The 15,444-nt window shown below is 39.8% G+C and carries 26 protein-coding genes; 3 read left to right on the top strand and 23 right to left on the bottom strand.

Annotated elements, in window-relative coordinates; translation table 11 throughout:
* Positions 1-827 precede the first annotated feature (827 nt).
* From L0B70_RS00545 to L0B70_RS00535, 3 genes are read left to right on the top strand one after another with little or no spacing between them, the layout of a single operon-like run.
* The gene (locus L0B70_RS00545; protein WP_235142380.1) at positions 828-1,214 is read left to right on the top strand and encodes a hypothetical protein; all 387 of its coding nucleotides are present in this window, start codon (positions 828-830) and stop codon (positions 1,212-1,214) included.
* Positions 1,215-1,271: 57 nt separating this feature from the next.
* A complete protein-coding gene (locus L0B70_RS00540) occupies positions 1,272-1,484 on the top strand; it encodes a hypothetical protein (RefSeq protein WP_235142379.1) in 213 nt (70 codons plus the stop codon).
* 9 nt (positions 1,485-1,493) lie between these two features.
* A complete protein-coding gene (locus L0B70_RS00535) occupies positions 1,494-1,940 on the top strand; it encodes a RadC family protein (RefSeq protein ID WP_235142378.1) in 447 nt (148 codons plus the stop codon).
* A 104-nt stretch (positions 1,941-2,044) separates the two neighbouring features.
* Here L0B70_RS00535 and L0B70_RS00530 read toward each other — a convergent pair whose 3' ends face one another.
* The 23 genes from L0B70_RS00530 to L0B70_RS00425 all read right to left on the bottom strand — a co-directional run bounded on the left by L0B70_RS00530 (position 2,045) and on the right by L0B70_RS00425 (position 15,375).
* Positions 2,045-2,281, bottom strand: a complete 237-nt coding sequence (locus tag L0B70_RS00530; protein ID WP_235142377.1) for a hypothetical protein — start codon at positions 2,279-2,281, stop codon at positions 2,045-2,047.
* Positions 2,282-2,290: 9 nt separating this feature from the next.
* A complete protein-coding gene (locus L0B70_RS00525; RefSeq protein WP_235142376.1) occupies positions 2,291-2,560 on the bottom strand; it encodes a hypothetical protein in 270 nt (89 codons plus the stop codon).
* A gap of 4 nt (positions 2,561-2,564) precedes the next feature.
* The gene (locus L0B70_RS00520) at positions 2,565-2,840 is read right to left on the bottom strand and encodes a hypothetical protein (RefSeq protein WP_235142375.1); all 276 of its coding nucleotides are present in this window, start codon (positions 2,838-2,840) and stop codon (positions 2,565-2,567) included.
* Between the two features lie 622 nt (positions 2,841-3,462).
* Positions 3,463-5,187 carry a hypothetical protein gene (locus L0B70_RS00515; RefSeq protein WP_235142374.1) on the bottom strand — a complete coding sequence of 575 codons (1,725 nt, stop codon included), beginning with the start codon at positions 5,185-5,187 and terminating at the stop codon, positions 3,463-3,465.
* A complete protein-coding gene (locus L0B70_RS00510) occupies positions 5,187-5,804 on the bottom strand; it encodes a hypothetical protein (protein ID WP_235142373.1) in 618 nt (205 codons plus the stop codon). The genes L0B70_RS00515 and L0B70_RS00510 overlap by 1 nt, the downstream gene beginning before the upstream one ends.
* Positions 5,805-5,901: 97 nt before the next feature.
* A complete protein-coding gene (locus tag L0B70_RS00505; RefSeq protein WP_235142372.1) occupies positions 5,902-6,246 on the bottom strand; it encodes a hypothetical protein in 345 nt (114 codons plus the stop codon).
* Between the two features lies 1 nt (position 6,247).
* On the bottom strand, positions 6,248-6,850 hold the full coding sequence (locus L0B70_RS00500) for a hypothetical protein (protein WP_235142371.1): 603 nt from the start codon (positions 6,848-6,850) through the stop codon (positions 6,248-6,250).
* A gap of 3 nt (positions 6,851-6,853) precedes the next feature.
* Positions 6,854-7,711, bottom strand: coding sequence for a hypothetical protein (locus L0B70_RS00495; RefSeq protein ID WP_235142370.1), 858 nt, complete (start codon positions 7,709-7,711; stop codon positions 6,854-6,856).
* A gap of 18 nt (positions 7,712-7,729) precedes the next feature.
* A complete protein-coding gene (locus tag L0B70_RS00490) occupies positions 7,730-8,092 on the bottom strand; it encodes a hypothetical protein (protein ID WP_235142369.1) in 363 nt (120 codons plus the stop codon).
* A 188-nt stretch (positions 8,093-8,280) separates the two neighbouring features.
* Complete coding sequence (locus L0B70_RS00485; protein ID WP_235142368.1) at positions 8,281-8,790, bottom strand: hypothetical protein; 510 nt, start codon at positions 8,788-8,790, stop codon at positions 8,281-8,283.
* 63 nt (positions 8,791-8,853) lie between these two features.
* Positions 8,854-9,018: a hypothetical protein gene (locus L0B70_RS00480; RefSeq protein WP_235142367.1), complete on the bottom strand. Its 165-nt coding sequence runs from the start codon at positions 9,016-9,018 to the stop codon at positions 8,854-8,856.
* Between the two features lie 10 nt (positions 9,019-9,028).
* Positions 9,029-9,229 carry a hypothetical protein gene (locus tag L0B70_RS00475; RefSeq protein WP_235142366.1) on the bottom strand — a complete coding sequence of 67 codons (201 nt, stop codon included), beginning with the start codon at positions 9,227-9,229 and terminating at the stop codon, positions 9,029-9,031.
* 214 nt (positions 9,230-9,443) lie between these two features.
* On the bottom strand, positions 9,444-9,761 hold the full coding sequence (locus L0B70_RS00470; RefSeq protein WP_235142365.1) for a hypothetical protein: 318 nt from the start codon (positions 9,759-9,761) through the stop codon (positions 9,444-9,446).
* Positions 9,762-9,836: 75 nt separating this feature from the next.
* Positions 9,837-10,028, bottom strand: a complete 192-nt coding sequence (locus L0B70_RS00465) for a hypothetical protein (RefSeq protein WP_235142364.1) — start codon at positions 10,026-10,028, stop codon at positions 9,837-9,839.
* 40 nt (positions 10,029-10,068) lie between these two features.
* Positions 10,069-10,455: a hypothetical protein gene (locus L0B70_RS00460; protein ID WP_235142363.1), complete on the bottom strand. Its 387-nt coding sequence runs from the start codon at positions 10,453-10,455 to the stop codon at positions 10,069-10,071.
* A gap of 3 nt (positions 10,456-10,458) precedes the next feature.
* Positions 10,459-10,593: a hypothetical protein gene (locus tag L0B70_RS13380; protein ID WP_260089231.1), complete on the bottom strand. Its 135-nt coding sequence runs from the start codon at positions 10,591-10,593 to the stop codon at positions 10,459-10,461.
* Between the two features lie 11 nt (positions 10,594-10,604).
* On the bottom strand, positions 10,605-11,060 hold the full coding sequence (locus tag L0B70_RS00455) for a hypothetical protein (RefSeq protein WP_235142362.1): 456 nt from the start codon (positions 11,058-11,060) through the stop codon (positions 10,605-10,607).
* Positions 11,053-11,943: a hypothetical protein gene (locus L0B70_RS00450; RefSeq protein WP_235142361.1), complete on the bottom strand. Its 891-nt coding sequence runs from the start codon at positions 11,941-11,943 to the stop codon at positions 11,053-11,055. The genes L0B70_RS00455 and L0B70_RS00450 overlap by 8 nt, the downstream gene beginning before the upstream one ends.
* Before the next feature lies 1 nt (position 11,944).
* Positions 11,945-12,361 carry a YopX family protein gene (locus L0B70_RS00445; RefSeq protein ID WP_235142360.1) on the bottom strand — a complete coding sequence of 139 codons (417 nt, stop codon included), beginning with the start codon at positions 12,359-12,361 and terminating at the stop codon, positions 11,945-11,947.
* Positions 12,362-12,416: 55 nt separating this feature from the next.
* Positions 12,417-13,343 (bottom strand): DUF6712 family protein, encoded by a 927-nt coding sequence (locus tag L0B70_RS00440; protein ID WP_235142359.1) that lies wholly within the window; start codon positions 13,341-13,343, stop codon positions 12,417-12,419.
* A complete protein-coding gene (locus tag L0B70_RS00435) occupies positions 13,340-14,728 on the bottom strand; it encodes a hypothetical protein (protein ID WP_235142358.1) in 1,389 nt (462 codons plus the stop codon). Before L0B70_RS00435 ends, L0B70_RS00440 begins: the two co-directional genes overlap by 4 nt.
* Entirely contained in the window at positions 14,725-15,006 is a 282-nt protein-coding gene (locus L0B70_RS00430) for a hypothetical protein (RefSeq protein WP_235142357.1), read from the bottom strand. Before L0B70_RS00430 ends, L0B70_RS00435 begins: the two co-directional genes overlap by 4 nt.
* Positions 15,007-15,120: 114 nt before the next feature.
* Positions 15,121-15,375, bottom strand: a complete 255-nt coding sequence (locus L0B70_RS00425; protein WP_235142356.1) for a histidine kinase — start codon at positions 15,373-15,375, stop codon at positions 15,121-15,123.
* Positions 15,376-15,444 lie beyond the last annotated feature (69 nt).

Below are 15,444 nucleotides of genomic sequence, written 5' to 3'. Positions count from 1 at the left end.
CATCACTACAAATGCAATACGCCTTAGCTTATCCTCCAAACTTTGCCAACGCCAAGTCCCACGCTAACCTCCAAGTTTCGCCATCACTACAAATGCGATACGCCTTAACTTATCCTCCAAACTTTGCCAACGCCAAGTCCCACGCTAACCTCCAAGTTTTTCCATCACCACAAATGCAATACGCATTAGCTTATCCTCCAAACTTTGCCAACGCCAAGTCCCACGCTAACCTCCAAGTTTCGCCATCACTACAGGTGCAATTCGCCTTAGCTTATCCTCCAAACTTTGCCAACGCCAAGTCCCACGCTAACCTCCAAGTTTCGCCATCACCACAAATGCAATACGCCTTAGCTTATCCTCCAAAATTTGCCAACGCTAAATCCCACGCTAACCTCCAAGTTTCGCCCCTGCTGTGATCTCAAACTCCCTATCGGTGGTGGCCAAGACGCATTGGTTCTAAAAAAAGGAATGTTTTTGCGATTTTCATATTATCGCAATAACGAAAACCCCGCTAACGCCCTATTGGTGGATGTTTTGCCATATATCCCTTTTTTTTGATTTTTTGCGACCGCCAACACGGCTTTTGAGCGGGTCGGACTCGAACGAGGTTAATACTTTTTTCAAAAAGTATTCAAAAGGTTTAACGGCTGCAAATCAATTTATTAGATAAGATGGAAAATAAAAAACAAGGAAGTTTTAATCTATCGCATTGATAAACTCGGGATGTTTAGAAAGGTTCTAAATTACTGTTAATCAGCAAAATAGCGCATTATTAAGTAGGTTTTTTCCTACTTTTTCCGTAAATTTAAGTAAGTAAATACTTAATAATGAATGATTTAACAGCAAAGGCGAACGGAGCGAAGACAGTACCTCCCGCCACAGACGCAAAAGCGAACGCCAAGGATGCAAACGCAAAAAATGAATTGAAAATACCCAAACTTGAAACAACCGCAGAAAAGCGCATCAAGAACCTTGAAAATTTTCAGGCTTTGTGCCACAAATTTAATTTTTTGAAGAAAAAAAGCGATGATTTAAACTCCTATTTAGTAGGAAGAGACGGATTAAAAGAGACTTTAATCATTGAAAACACAGACGGCAAAACGTTTGAAATTTCAAACTCACGGATTATTGAAAAAATTCTATTAATCAGCCAGGATGAACTTTTCAGTTTATTGGAGGGAACCGAAACCGAAGTACTAAAATTTCAAATTTAAACACAAAAAAACGGGGGAAAATTGCCCTTTCCTCCGTTCTTTAAAAATTTTCGACCTATGACAACCGAAAGCACAAAAATACAAAAATTATCCGATAAAGTTTATCAGATTTTAAGCGAAAGAGGATTTTCAAAACTCTTTAACTGGGAAGATTTCCGATTTTTTAAAAAAGAAAGTAAGAACCACCCACACCCAGAAGAATACATCGCGCAGGCGTTTATCTCTTGGAACACTCACGAACTTTCAGATTTTGCAGATTACACCTTTTAAAATACACCTATGACAACCTATTTACAAGAAATAAAACTGACTTTGAGTAAAACCGAAGAACACCCCGTAAAATATGAAACAATTTCGGGATCTCGTGAAGCTGCAGAAATTTTTAGAACGTTGTTTGCTGACGAAATTGGAATCTTCGAATCCGTTTTTGTTATTTATCTCAATCAAAAAAATGTTCCAATAGGATGGCGCAAAATTTCACAAGGCGGAATCTCTTCCTCAATTGTGGATGTTCGTTTGGTATTGGTTCCGGCGCTCAATTGTTTAGCGAGTGGTTTTATTATTTGCCACAATCATCCGAGCGGAAACCTAAGACCGAGCGAGGAAGACCGCAAAATTACCAAGCAATTACAGGAAGTCGGGCAGATTATGAGCGTTAAATTGCTTGATCATCTAATTTTAACAGAAACCAATTTTTTTAGTTTTGCAGACGAAGGATTAATTTAAAAAAACCGCCAAGAAAGGCGGTTTTTGTCGTTTGTATCCGTTTACAAACGGCTATAGGTTTAAAAAATTTTCGGCTTCGCCGCTTTGCGTCTCGCCGGTCGATTTTAGAGTTTAGTTCTCCATTGATATTTCTCAATCATATTTTTTGCAAGCTCATCTTTAAAGTAAGTACAAGTCTTATTACCTAAAATATTATTTGCATCAATACGGCAAGTAATTCGATTATCAACCACGTCTAAGACGGTATAAACTTTCTGGTTATAAGCATTCCATCTAGAATCTATTTCTATTTCATCACCGACCTTGATCACCAAACTTTCTTTGATTTTTTTTTCAGTCATCTTCGTTTTTTAATATTTCAAATTCCTCTCTTCCACAATTTCCATTAAGGCAGCGGCGAAAACAATTTTCTTTTCTTCTGCTTGGGCGAGATCAGTTTGTTCATTGATTCGCTTCATGGCTTCAAAATGATTTTCATTATTGGCTTCGGCCACTTTTAAAATGATCGATTTAAAAGGTTCTACCGTTTCAAAATATTGACCTTTCAGCAAATCTCTGGCGGCACTTCTGCCATGTTCCAGGATCTGCAGGTTTCGGAAAGTGTTTTTGGTTTCTGCCATGGTATCAGACGTTTATTTTATCTACTAAAAATTGTTTTAATTCACTGTTAATAACCTTTCCTTTTAAAACCGTTGTGAAATTTTCAAATTGTGATTCCCGTGTTTGCTGTATTGACGTGGAATTTCCAAAATCAAAAAACATTTTTATTTTATTAATGTCGAGCACATAATTGTCGGGAATTAATAATTCCACATATACAAAATCCATCGAACTTTTGTATTCAATTTTTTGAATACATTGTTCTAAAAATAGTAAATCTTGCTTTGCTATTACATTCATAATTCAAATTTACAAAAAAAATCAATGCGTCAACGGCGCTGAATTGTTTGTTGAGTACTTTATAAACGAAATTCTTTGTAAAATTTTTTTGAGTAGAAGTGCTTAATAGAAGGGAGTCTGTGCAATTGTTGATAACTTTTTTACGTGAACACTTGTAAGATGTGTCTTTATACTTTCTTTTAAAAAAGCATTGTTCTATTTTTACAACATACAATTAGAGGAAACTTACGAAATTTTGCGACCGTAAAACGAAGTAATAAATTCTAAATGTGGGTGTTATAAAAAAAAGACCTCAAAATTCGAAGTTGCAATTCGAAATAGAGATCTTTAATTGTTTAATCTTTAAAAAAAGCAGAACATGCAAATTTTAAAAAAGAAAAAACGTACAGTTTTTTCAAGGAAGGATTTCCTTTTTTTAGTGAGTCAATTATCGCCTATTGTGAGAGACGTGATAATAATTCTCAAACTATTTTATTAACTTTTAAAATTACTCCTGATATTATTCAGGAGTTTTTCTTTGAGCAAATATATATCTTATTCGATATAACTGGAAATTATTTCCACTTTTTTTATTAAAATTAACTAAAAAGAAGGTTTTAATTTTTCTTGCCAAATATTTTTTCTAATGTGTCAACGGCGCATAACTTCTTTCACTCACATATTTCGATTTCATGATGTTCATGTATTTTGGGCGGCACATGTAGAATTTCAGGGCATCGCTCATGTTAGTAGACCACATCGGGCGGCGCTGCATCGGGATATTTTCCGAGGATTTATCTTTGTGAATTCTGCGCACGCCGGTTCTGCGGTCGGGCTTGATGATCTGTTTGGCAACTCCCATTGAGGAAATTAATTCTTTGCACTGCAAACGGTCCATCAGGAGTTTTGGAAGTTTCGAATTATTCTCACTCAAAACCATCATCATTAGATTGAATTCTTCTTCCTGCAGAATGTTTCCCTGACCTACGCTCATTAAATTGACCTTCCAACCGGTCGTCTTGTCGTTTTTTCCTTTTTCAATATAGTTTTTAATGGCGCTTGCACGGTCGTTTCCTGTTTTGTGATTCTGATTTCCGGAACGGTCATAGTAGAGATCGAGGACTTTCATTTTGTGATTTCCGAAAAAATCAACATACATGGCCGCCAATTCGGATTCATTCTGTTCCAGGGTAAACATATTTTTCAGGATTCGTTGGATCCAACCTTGCTCTTGTCCGAGAACGAGGGAGTTCATATCACCGAAATCCATTCCGCCTTCTATTTTCTGGCGATTGTTGATGTATTTCAAACCATCTGATGTAATTGCTTTCACGGTTCCGCCAAAGCCGTAATCGTCATAGAATGATTCCAAAATCCCGCCATCGTAGAAATTCTTTTCTGATAAATACGGATAGAATTTTTCGCCTTGTTTTACTTCATGCTTCATGGAGAGAATTGCAGGACGAAATCCTTCTGGTCCCAAACCTTCCAACTGCTTTTTGAAATAATCCAATCGCAGAATGTCGGCATTGGCAAATGTGGAAACCATGAGAAAGAGAGTAGAGTTCACCCGCACTTTTGCCAGGCGTTGATTCCAGCGCGCAAAGAGTTTTTTTTGACGGTCAAATTCAAACTGATCTTTCTTCACGTAAGCCTTCATCATTTTCTCCTTGATCTCATTCACCACCACAGAAGCCTGCAAAACCATTTTCAACTGTTCCGGATCCATATTTTTTTCCTGGTCCAGAATCCAGTCGAATTCATTCGCATTTAGGATATTCGGCATATCCGTTGTAAAGGTTTTCCCGAGGTAATAATGCGAATGCCCGAAACGCATTCCTTCCCCGCGCATGGCAGGGAAAAATTTATCGATCTTTTCTTTTACGAAATATTTTACTTCGTCGCCAAATCCATGCTGGTACGAATCCCCGGCAGCGGAGGAAACCACGTCCATGGAAACGAGCTTGAAAAAACAGCCGTTATAAAAACTGATGGTATGTTTATAAGAAAGCGGCTTTTTATACGGTTTCGCGAAACTGGCGGGTGGCCTGTCATTGGTCACATAATGCACGCCTTCTTTGAGACCGATATCGTTCCATCCTTTGATCATGGACGGAACTGTATTCGAAAGCAGATTCGAATAATAATCCCCGATGAAAGCGAAATAACCGCCGGGCATTGATTTGGAAACTTTAATGGAACGGCGTGCCTGAATGCTTGTCGTTTTTCCCATCGCACGACCGGCCAACAGATAAAGATTGGTAGGATCGTAAACTTCAACAGCCATCCCGACGGGATTTACATAATGGTATTCGGCCTGACCTTTAAAGGTGCCGTTGGGTTTTTCAAAAACTCTGTTGGATGCCATTATTTACGTGGATTTTCTTCAAAATTGAGAAAACGGAAAGGAAGTCCATCAACTTCAGCTTTGGCGGCTTCTTTTATTTTCTCCGGAACATCCGGCAGATCATCGATAAACTGAGCGATGGCGCGACGGTCTTCCGGCTCTTCGCCAAACATTTTGATGTCTGTGGTTAGAACCTGGATCTGCTTCATCAGATCCTCTTCCATTTCGAGGATATCGTCTTTGTCGAGTTGCAGTACCACCGCCATTTCTTTCAGGATCTTCACCGAATCCAGAAAGTCGCGGGAATTTTTGGCGAGACGAATGGAAGCCGTAAACGCTTTCAGCATTTTATCGGCGATGAGATTCTTCCAGGTTGTTTTGGGTAAATGATTTTCGGCGGAAAAATAGTTGAGTGCATCATTGATAAGTTTCACGGCTTGATACCGCTGTAACTGATCGACGATAACCAAATGTTTGACGATAGATTCTTTGTTGGGAAATTCGAACATACGGCAATACATGCCCCAAATTTTCTCCAGCATTTGCATGTAGGCGAATAATTTTGGCGGTACGTTTTTCGGATTTCCAGTTTCCAGAAATTCCAGAAGATCTTCCAGTTCTATTTCGTCGAAATTCATTACCAAAATTTATCTTTATTAGAAATAAAAAGCATAATGAGTGGAGCAAACAATAATAAAGTCAATCCAATTGCTATAAAAACTTCTGTAGTGTTCATTATTCAGTATTAAAAATTTCGTTTTTTATATTTTCTATTCTTTGCTCTTCCCACTTTTTTTCCATCTGTTGTTTGGCGGTCAGGTTTCCTTTTTTGGCGTTTTCCAAAGTGACTTTGTCGGTATCGGATTGCGCGAGAAATAAGCCCCGTTTATACGCATCTGATACTGGTGTGCCATCTGTGCGGAAATCCCGCAAAAACAAACGTTTCTGGCGTTCCAAAACCGCTGCAATCTTATCCGCAGAAAATCCCACGGCTGCCAGTTCGGAAACCATGGCCAATTCCGCTTCGTTCAGTGGGCACCAAATGGTAATTGCTTCGGTCTTTAAAGGTGGAAGGCTCATTTTAATTTATTCTATGCACGACTTTGCAGTCGTAAAAAAGTCTTTTTCTTAATTCCATCACATCGGCATCGTTGGTAAAAATGTACTGTTCGTACTGTGCGTTTTTACTCCAGTTCCCGGAACCTTCAATACAGAAATCTCCGTTTTCGGTTTTAGCCAAAGTGATCTTGCTGTGATTCCAGGTATAAATGATGGTCACATTGCCGTCGGTTTCTGCCCAGGCATTCAGGGCGTCGCAAATCCGGGGATTTCGTTGGCGCATAGAATCTGAGATCAATAATTTAATCCGTCCGATTCTGCCGGTGTTCTGCATTTCCTGCAAGGCTTCCAATACGGAAAGCGAAACGGAATAGGTTGTAGCGTACAATTCTTCAATGAACTGCAATCTGGAAATGAGTTCTACAAAAGTGAAAGCGTTGAAGCTCGACATCGTTTGCAGAAAATATATTTCACCAGGTTCGGGCAATCGCGTTAACTCTTCCGGAAGATTGTTCACCATGTGCGTTTGAACGTTCAGGAATTTAGAGGTAAAGGCGGAAGAAGAATCCTCCGCCTTATTTTGGCTATTAGTAATTACCCCGATATCCTGTTTTTCGAACAGCATCTTCTATTTTTTATCAAATTCCATTTTGAAATCTTTCTGCAATCTGCCAGTTACCAGATCCAGTTTCTTGGAATGAAGGTCATACAAATGCTCTTTGCCTTCGGCATCTTTGTATTTGTTCACTGACTTCAAGCCGTTATTTCGGGCTTTCACCAAATCGGCTTCGGTCATTTCGTTTACGTCCTGATTCAGTTTCAGATCGGCTAAAAGTGGATGTTTTCCTAAGATTTTACCGTTCGTATCGCGGAAGAAATCCAATTCTTCTTTCGCTTCCTGGTTCATTTCGTAATTGCCCAAAGTTTCTTTGGCGAGTTCGAAGAGTTTATCCTCTGCTTCGCCGGCGTCGGCCGCTTCTAAAGTTTCGGCATGTTTGGCCGCGTAGTTTTTATAAGCCGAGATTTTGTCCGCCACCAGTATTTTAAACTCATTCGGACAGTTCGGATCGTTCAAAAACGGATATTCGTCGCGCAGCTTTAAACCTTCCTGCGCATCCGGGTTGTTATACAGGTCTGCGAGAACCGGATTCTGTTCTGCCAACTGTTTCGCAATATCGTCCGCCGTTCTGCCGCCCACGTTTTCAATGGTTTTGGAACCGCCGTTAATCTGCAGTACAGGTTCGTGGCTTTGAGGATCTTCATCCTCACCCGGAACGTAAAGCGCAACTTCCTTATCGGAAATATCGAAGACTTTTTTAATCTCGTACTTCAGGTTTTCCAGTTTCGCCGGCGAGTAGCCGAGTTGGTAATGGTAAACCTGACGAACTGTGGCCACTTTGGAATAAGCTTCCAGCAATTGATTGTAGAGCTTTTTCGCTTTCAGATTGGCTTCATCTGCCAATATTTTTAAAAAATCATTTTTCATATCGGTTTTTTTAGGGTTTTACAGCTCATAGGAGTAGTTTTTTAAAATGTATAATTTCCGCACGGCGATGTAGAGGAAAAGCGCATAATATAAATCGAAATAAATGCGCTGCCCTGTGGCCGCTAAATAAATGTGAGTAGAGAAGATTACTAAAAAGGCCAGCACCGACGTTAGATCCAGCAGGGCGAAAAAACAACCCTTACGGTAGCGCACGGCGTTTGGGTTTTCTTTTCTCTGTGCCTCCAATGTGCCGAATTCCAAAAAGAAAAACAGGATCATTCCGGGCAGGAGAATCTGGGAAACGCCGAAAACCGCAGCAACAGTACAAACGAGCAAAGCGAGGATCTGAGCAATCAGGAATCTTTTGTTCCAAATATTCATATCTCTGTCAATTAGATTACGAAGATGCAACAGTGCGTTCGCAATAGTTGTGACGCAAAAAATTGATGTTCCCGACATCAATGTCGGAGACAAAAAAAACCGCCCAATTTCTTGAACGGTTTCGGGCATTGCGATCTTTCGGGGTTGCCTCAGGTTTGAGCTGAGACTACAAACAACACCAACAAATTTTACTTTATCAAATTTTCATCCTTTGTCTTATTGATTTTTTTGAATTTGTACGTAACGCCGACACTTAAATGCGGGTAACCTGCCAGCTGCTCAAAGAGCACTTCGCCCATGATCCTATCGTCAAAAGTCTGGATTCCGACGCCGTAACTCAAATTGGTTTTGAATTCGCCGTTGTAGGGCCGCATAATATCATTTTCGAAATTATTGATGTAGCCGCCGTAAAACACGACGTTCCAATACTCCAAAACCTGTTTTGCCATCTGTACTTTTAAGTTATAAAAACTGTAGGAGCCGGGAATTTTGGACAGTGGACTGTAGTAATAATTGCCGCTCAGTTCTACGGTTTTTACAAAAGATTTTTTATTTTTTGGCGTGTAGAGCATTCCCACTTTTCCGGAGAAGAGTTCCTGGTCCATTTTGTAGGTAAAACCGCCCGTATAATTAATGCCCAAAACGGGCTGAAAGCTTTGGGAAAATCCCACGATGGAGAGCGCTAATAAAATTAGCATGTATATTTTTTTCATGATGAATGTAAAAAGGAGTTAATTAATTGTTGCGCTGCTGCAACATTTTTATAGTTCTACCTGATAAAACTTCGATTCCGAAAACGGAAACGTCACATACTGGTCGTCGTCGATCAGTACCATTAATTCGCCTTTGCGAACCCAAAGGCTTTCGACTTCCACTTCAATTCCTTCGTAGGAAATGATGTTTATTTTGTTTCTATAGTGTACCATTGTTTAGAGTTTAAACGGTTTGGTACTTTGTTCTGTAATTGCGCAGCGCGTTGATCTGCGCCAGGTTTTTGGTTTCGCCGTAAGCGAATGTTTCTCGTCCTTTTAAGTTGGAAATTTTGGCGAGGAATACGCCATTGAAATCTTGAAAAGCAATGGTGAGTTTGCTTTTTTGTGCTGTGGCTGGTTTAGCAGTGATGGTTTTGTTTCGCATTTTATATTTATTTAAAATTAGTTTTCAAATAAACCCACAAAAATAGCCTTGGTTTTCGTGGGTGTCGCGAAACAAAACCATCCAAAGGAAAGTTAACCACTAATAGCCAAAGCCGTATCTTAAAGTAAAAAAATTTGAAGGGGATCCCTTAGATAATTTTGTTTCGCATTGCAAAGTAGCGTAATACTTTTTATATGTGCAAGAAAAAATTAAATTATTTTACTTCTTCCGAACGCAAACTTTTTAACTCCCAATTATTTTGATCAACTTCAAGCCCGCCTTTGTAGTATAATTCAAGTTTATAAATATATTCGGTCTCCATTCCAAACGCATTTTTTGCGCTTATTTTACGCAATACTGTATAATTTCCACCGCCATTATCAGTGATGTTACAATCAAGCATAGGAAAACTAGCCTCTTTTGGAAAATTTAATTCCTGTTTAATAAAACTTTCAGACATTACGCAAGGATTCGGTTTATCGCTGCAAGAAAACAACATTGCAAATCCTGCAATTAATAATAATTTTTTCATAATGTTTTTAATTTCCTCAAATATAGAAAATTAGCGTAATAGATTAAAAATAAAAACCTTCCGGTTAAGAAGGTTTTAAAGCTGTTTGAAAATTTCCTGCTGCATATGGTGATAATGGACGACATGCGCGGTGATGCTTTTGGCAAATTTTTCCGTCAGCGGTCTTTTGCCCTGCAACACCTGCCGCGTAAATTCGTAATTCAGGCCGTAGTTGATGCAGAAGGCTTTTAAGTTGATGTATTTAAAGTAATTATTGAGCGTTTCCATAACTCAAAGATAGGTAAAAAGTTTGTTTTAACCTACTTTTTTAAATATTGGTATTGTCGATTTTCGACCGCAGATCTGCTTCAACTTCAGCAGCTGCGCCGTAGATCAGGTCTTTCATAATTCCGTTGTAATGCCCCATAATAATGCGGTTGTGAAAATCGTAAACTTTCTTTCTTTTGTACTGCGTTTGCGTTCCGGGATACCGAAGTTTTTTCATATCCACAAAACGATAGAGTGCAGATTGCGTGTAAGTCAGGGAATCTCCATCGGTAGAATAACTGCGGCCACTGAAAGAGGGATCTTTAAAAACAGAATAACCCGCAGATTGTTTTTCATCCATTTTGCGGGCGTGCTCTTTCAGCGTGCGTTCCATGTGTGCGCGGAAGATCGGGGAGTCATCGGCTTTTCTATCGGCTAAGAGATCCATCTTTTAAAATTTATCAAAATTATTTTTAAAATAATTCCGGATTTCGTCGCTATTCTTCTTGTGATCGAGGTAAAGCCACCCGACAATTCCGAAGATAACCAACAATCCTGTGAAAATAATAACGATCAGTGCAAACATATTTTTAAGTTTTAATAGTTATCGATAAAGGCTTTGGAATCTATTTGAATTTCATAGCCGTTGCATTGGGCTTTGCGGGAAACTGGACGAATCTGGTAATCGTACTGCAAAATTTCATCGGTACAATTACGTCCCGTAGCCGTGAACATTTGTACCAAAAAATCAACTGCAGCCGCGAGGGTTCTTTCGAATACGTTTAAATATTCGTCCCGATTTTTAAAGGATTTATAATCTACTTTTTCCAGAAGAAAAAACTGCATGTAAGAAATGATACTCGCTTCATCTTCCTGTCCGCCACCGCCGTAAGTGGGCAGCACGGCTACCAAAAGAATATTGTCGCCGGCTTTGTGATCTCCGAGTAATTCGACGAGCTCATCATCGGTTACTAAAACTTCTCGTTTTTTAATGGACGGAATTGAAGCCGTTGCTTCCATCATCAATTCTTTTAAAATAACTGGATTAATCATGAGATTGGTTTTTAGATTTTTCTTCCAGGGCTTTTTGTTCGGCCTCTTCCTTTCGGTTCCGGAGGACGAGATCATACATTCTGATCAAAACCATCATCGCATCAGATTCTCTGAGCTCTGACAACGTTCCGAAAACGCCGCTTTCTGCCAATTGGAAAGAAGTGGCGCGCATTCCCAAACTTTCGGGTTCGTCGGAGGTTTCCGTTGTTTGCGTATTTTCAGAAGCATTGAACAGGATTCGCAAATCCAGTTCTTTTCCATCCAGAACGATGATGCATTCTTTGGTGAGATAATTGAAAAAGGAAATGAAAAGAAGATAAAATCCGTACACGTACCGGATATCGAGCTGACTGAAGAAAGTGATTCGCTTCTCGATATTGACTTTCGAATATTTTTCGGTTTTCTTCAGGTAAAAAATAGCAAACAGTTTTACCAGGCTTTCGAATTCGCCGTACTTCATAAAATTATTCATTTCGCCCACGCCGTCTTCCAATTGTCCATAGGTGATATTCTGAAAACTGTCTTTCGGTCCATGGAAGGAATGCAGTTTATAATGAACCACCTTTACAGGATTGTGGATGTAATCCTGAATTAAATGCATCACGCCATCATCATCAATTCTAAAAAAGGAATTCAGCAGCTCGGAACACAGATAAATATTTTCCCACTTTTCTTCCTGGATGTGTTCGAAAGAACTTTCTTCAAATTCCATATTGAGCAAAGAGTAGAGCAGCAGGACGCGGAATTGCTCCAAAGTCACATCGCCCATTTGATACATGAGGACGAGTTTGGCAGCATCAAGATATTGGCGTTTGTCGCATTCCCCGAGATTTTCGGGAAGCCAAAGGCGTTTTTCTATTTCGGGGAGTTCTAGGGAGTGCATATTATTGGTAGATGTGTCCGATTACTTCGATGATCTCTAAATCATGTCCATTTAAATAATTATCCACGATTGGATAAGTTGGAAATCCTTCACTATTTACAAATGCAAATGAGGGAATGTCCACGGTAAAACCAATCTTAGTTTCTCTGCGATGAATGTCATAAACAACTGTGAATACTTCGGTTCGTCCCGCACTTGTTTTTATTTGCAGTTTATCACCTTCATAAATTTCTGTTCCGTTTTTATCCTTTAATCCAATGAATTGCATTGGTTCAATGTTTTCAGGATATTTTGTATTAATCACAGATGCAGTATCTTTTGGATCAATAGAAGCATAAAAAACACCGAGTTTTCCTGCTAATACATGGTAGTTCATTTGAGATCCATCCCAAATTCTAAATTTTATTTCTCTAGCCATAGGTTAAATTTTAATTCAAATTTAAACCAATTAATTGAAAGTTAAACCATTTGATTTAAGAAGTCGTGACAAAGCCGTCATCTTTTCCGAAATTGATTTGCGGTTTTGAAGTGTAAACAGGTTCCAGTTTTTTCATTTCGATCTCCAGCATTTTGAGCAGACTGGCTAATTCTGACCGATAAAATAAAGTGATACTTTCTTTATCGTAACCCGAGGCAGACCGTTTATTGGCTTGACTTTCTTTTCCTGCTTTCATTAAACCTTCGGGGAACAACTGAACAGAAAATTTCTGAATACCATCTGCCATTGCGAAATACACGCAGATATTTTGAACTAAACCGTGAATGTAGCTGTCGCGCATAGCATCAGCTTTATATTCCTGAAATTTAGCGCCCATTCTGTTGATGATCTCGCGCTGCTCACACAGCCGGAGCGACGGCGCCAATTTAAAATAGAGCAGATGCGAATCGTTAATATTCACATATTTCTGAAAGGATTTCAAATTCGGCACGTAAAGCCCTGAAAATTGCATCATGTAATCCGAGGGCTCCAGATGCTCGGAATCCATGATGAAGTTGATGATTTCGTCCACAGACTCGTAATATCTGCGTTCCATGGCATCATTTGAATTATCAATCTGCCATTGAAAGGCAGCGACCTGATGTTCATCACGACGGAACAACCTGCCTTCGTTGGTAAATGCCAGGTCATTGAGTGGCGCATATTTTCGGAAAGCATCCAGAGCAATTGCATAGCGAACGAGATCGTAGAGTTCTGCGTTTTCATCTTCCGCGGCATCGATATCATCGCCAACCGTTTCACAGATCGTGTAATTATCTTCACCAATGATCGTTTGAATTTCGCGGGAAGCGGAACGCAGATACGGCCAAACTTTCGCCAAGTTAATATCTGCATCCGTAAAGCCGAGAACGTCGAGTATTTCGCCTGATTCGGCATTGTCTTTATTGAATAGAATTTTCATAAGTCTTTATTTTTTGGTCTGTCCTTACTCGATTGATCTTCCTGGCGCTGCGCTTCTTCATGGTAAAAGCCCAATTTCAAATTCTTTTCGGGGAAGTTTATTTTAATGGCATTGTTCACCATTTCCATGACGATCATTTCGGGAATCCGCACGCCGGTTAATTTGTACATCAAATAGGCGTACAGCTGCTCGGATCCGGAATCTGCTTTTCCTTCGCCTGAAATTCCCGCTAAAGATTTATGAATCCCAACAGCTGATGAAACCGCGGAATCTGATTTATTGGCAATAGAAATTTGCGTTTCTACAAATTCTTTAATATTCTGGTCAATGGCTTTGATGGTCCAACCCAACGTGGTTAAGTTGGTTCCATCGGGTGCGTAAATATCTTTTGTGTGCCAAATCTTTCCGGCATTTCCTTCGCCTGATAAAGTCTGGATAATGCTTCGGAACAATAATCTTTCGTAATCATCGAGCATTGATTCCTCGTACGGAACATTTCGAGCGCCACAATCCGCCTGCATTTCTTCCCGCTTTTTGTCCCAAAAGGCAGCCGGAGAAGTCACATGATATTTGGCGTTCATGGAGAATTTCGACAACGCTTTTAAAATCAATGGAATTGCAGTCGAACGGCGGATCCATTCCAACGCACCGTAGATGGTCGGAATAGAGTAGAAGTCGGTGGCAAAAGTATATTGTCGGCCGTAATGAACAGACCGCCCACTTTTGAACGGATCTTTTTTGTCGAACAGTGGATATAATTTATACCCTTCCGGCGTAAACGCCATGAAAGAATCGGAGACAAAACAATGGGTTGGCTTCCCTGATTTATTTTCCCTGCCGAGACGCGTCCACATCGGGTTTAGATGTTCCAGGCTATGGATTCTGTTTTTACCGAGCCTTCCCGATTTGGCGTTTACCATTTCGTGAAAACCGCCCTGCATGAAAGAATGATCAACAATGATTTTATGTAAATACTCTTTGTAATCAAATGATTCCAGCCAGTTCTGAATGTCGGAGTCATACGCCCACTCGCGCCCCGGCTTTCCATCAATTAATTGATCCGCGTACAACATGGGACCCTGACCCCAAAGAAGCTGCTGCTTCTTTTCCATAATGCCCGGAATGTTGGGATTGTTGTAAACCGTTTCGCGCAACAGTTGCGGAATATCGTTTCTGGTACCGTACGGAATCAGTTCAATTCCTTCAATCACCTGCATGCCCATGCCCCAACCGAAATGCTCCACGGGACCATCTTCCCGAGGATTAAAGCCGGGATCTTCTACCGAAAAAGTAAAACACGTGGACGGCGTAGAAACGATCGCCCCTTTTGCGCTTTTTTCAACGGTCAGTTCTTCCGTTGCTGATGTATTGAATCCTATATTCATGGTTTTATTTTTCTACCGTTGAGTTCGCAGAGCAGTGGCCAATAGAACTGGCGGTTTTCCCCGGTGTCCAATCTCTGGAAACTGGCGAGGATGTCTGCTTTTTTACTTTGATTACGGCGATAACCCTGCATGAGAATAATGTTCTTTTCTTCCACGATTCCCTTAGAAGTCTTTTCGGTCGCATTCAGCGAAAAGAATTTAATGGTGAAAGGAATATTTTGTCGGGAGAGTTCCCGCATGATTTCCATGGCTTTGAGTGGCGTAACCGTATTTTCCATAGGGCGAAAATAGAAAGCGCCACAGCGTAAAGTTGTGACGCAAAAAACGACTTTTTATAAGCAAAAAAATCCCGCTACAAAATGCAACGGGAAAATATTTTTTTTAAATAGAATTTAATCTTTCAGTGAAATGTTTTCTAATGCTTTTGCGATAGTTAAATCTGCCATATTATCTGTAAATCCTAAAGCAATACTTATAGCTTCAAGGCCACTCGGATATTTATCATTTTTACTTACAACAAATCCATTCTCCAAAATTTGGTTTCTTTGAGTTTGTACGCCTAATGACAAAGCCTCAAACATTGTCAGTTCTGGGTATTTGCTTCGAAATTCATCTGCGACATCTTCTATTAGGTCAATTTTTGTCATTATAATTTATGTGTTTAATTTCCATCAAAGATAAAAAAATCCCGCTACAAAACGCAGCGGGATTTCCAA

This window comes from Kaistella sp. 97-N-M2, assembly GCF_021513235.1.
GTDB lineage: Bacteria > Bacteroidota > Bacteroidia > Flavobacteriales > Weeksellaceae > Kaistella.
The sequence above is the reverse complement of the archived record's forward strand: the minus strand, read 5'-3'. Positions and strand labels throughout refer to the sequence as shown.

What these genes read in the sequence shown, in the direction of transcription:
- L0B70_RS00545 (WP_235142380.1), top strand. Translation starts at nt 828, where the DNA reads ATGAATGATTTAACAGCAAAGGCGAACGGAGCGAAGACAGTACCTCCC.
- L0B70_RS00540 (WP_235142379.1), top strand. Translation starts at nt 1,272, where the DNA reads ATGACAACCGAAAGCACAAAAATACAAAAATTATCCGATAAAGTTTAT.
- L0B70_RS00535 (WP_235142378.1), top strand. Translation starts at nt 1,494, where the DNA reads ATGACAACCTATTTACAAGAAATAAAACTGACTTTGAGTAAAACCGAA.
- L0B70_RS00530 (WP_235142377.1), bottom strand. Translation starts at nt 2,281, where the DNA reads ATGACTGAAAAAAAAATCAAAGAAAGTTTGGTGATCAAGGTCGGTGAT.
- L0B70_RS00525 (WP_235142376.1), bottom strand. Translation starts at nt 2,560, where the DNA reads ATGGCAGAAACCAAAAACACTTTCCGAAACCTGCAGATCCTGGAACAT.
- L0B70_RS00520 (WP_235142375.1), bottom strand. Translation starts at nt 2,840, where the DNA reads ATGAATGTAATAGCAAAGCAAGATTTACTATTTTTAGAACAATGTATT.
- L0B70_RS00515 (WP_235142374.1), bottom strand. Translation starts at nt 5,187, where the DNA reads ATGGCATCCAACAGAGTTTTTGAAAAACCCAACGGCACCTTTAAAGGT.
- L0B70_RS00510 (WP_235142373.1), bottom strand. Translation starts at nt 5,804, where the DNA reads ATGAATTTCGACGAAATAGAACTGGAAGATCTTCTGGAATTTCTGGAA.
- L0B70_RS00505 (WP_235142372.1), bottom strand. Translation starts at nt 6,246, where the DNA reads ATGAGCCTTCCACCTTTAAAGACCGAAGCAATTACCATTTGGTGCCCA.
- L0B70_RS00500 (WP_235142371.1), bottom strand. Translation starts at nt 6,850, where the DNA reads ATGCTGTTCGAAAAACAGGATATCGGGGTAATTACTAATAGCCAAAAT.
- L0B70_RS00495 (WP_235142370.1), bottom strand. Translation starts at nt 7,711, where the DNA reads ATGAAAAATGATTTTTTAAAAATATTGGCAGATGAAGCCAATCTGAAA.
- L0B70_RS00490 (WP_235142369.1), bottom strand. Translation starts at nt 8,092, where the DNA reads ATGAATATTTGGAACAAAAGATTCCTGATTGCTCAGATCCTCGCTTTG.
- L0B70_RS00485 (WP_235142368.1), bottom strand. Translation starts at nt 8,790, where the DNA reads ATGCTAATTTTATTAGCGCTCTCCATCGTGGGATTTTCCCAAAGCTTT.
- L0B70_RS00480 (WP_235142367.1), bottom strand. Translation starts at nt 9,018, where the DNA reads ATGGTACACTATAGAAACAAAATAAACATCATTTCCTACGAAGGAATT.
- L0B70_RS00475 (WP_235142366.1), bottom strand. Translation starts at nt 9,229, where the DNA reads ATGCGAAACAAAACCATCACTGCTAAACCAGCCACAGCACAAAAAAGC.
- L0B70_RS00470 (WP_235142365.1), bottom strand. Translation starts at nt 9,761, where the DNA reads ATGAAAAAATTATTATTAATTGCAGGATTTGCAATGTTGTTTTCTTGC.
- L0B70_RS00465 (WP_235142364.1), bottom strand. Translation starts at nt 10,028, where the DNA reads ATGGAAACGCTCAATAATTACTTTAAATACATCAACTTAAAAGCCTTC.
- L0B70_RS00460 (WP_235142363.1), bottom strand. Translation starts at nt 10,455, where the DNA reads ATGGATCTCTTAGCCGATAGAAAAGCCGATGACTCCCCGATCTTCCGC.
- L0B70_RS13380 (WP_260089231.1), bottom strand. Translation starts at nt 10,593, where the DNA reads ATGTTTGCACTGATCGTTATTATTTTCACAGGATTGTTGGTTATCTTC.
- L0B70_RS00455 (WP_235142362.1), bottom strand. Translation starts at nt 11,060, where the DNA reads ATGATTAATCCAGTTATTTTAAAAGAATTGATGATGGAAGCAACGGCT.
- L0B70_RS00450 (WP_235142361.1), bottom strand. Translation starts at nt 11,943, where the DNA reads ATGCACTCCCTAGAACTCCCCGAAATAGAAAAACGCCTTTGGCTTCCC.
- L0B70_RS00445 (WP_235142360.1), bottom strand. Translation starts at nt 12,361, where the DNA reads ATGGCTAGAGAAATAAAATTTAGAATTTGGGATGGATCTCAAATGAAC.
- L0B70_RS00440 (WP_235142359.1), bottom strand. Translation starts at nt 13,343, where the DNA reads ATGAAAATTCTATTCAATAAAGACAATGCCGAATCAGGCGAAATACTC.
- L0B70_RS00435 (WP_235142358.1), bottom strand. Translation starts at nt 14,728, where the DNA reads ATGAATATAGGATTCAATACATCAGCAACGGAAGAACTGACCGTTGAA.
- L0B70_RS00430 (WP_235142357.1), bottom strand. Translation starts at nt 15,006, where the DNA reads ATGGAAAATACGGTTACGCCACTCAAAGCCATGGAAATCATGCGGGAA.
- L0B70_RS00425 (WP_235142356.1), bottom strand. Translation starts at nt 15,375, where the DNA reads ATGACAAAAATTGACCTAATAGAAGATGTCGCAGATGAATTTCGAAGC.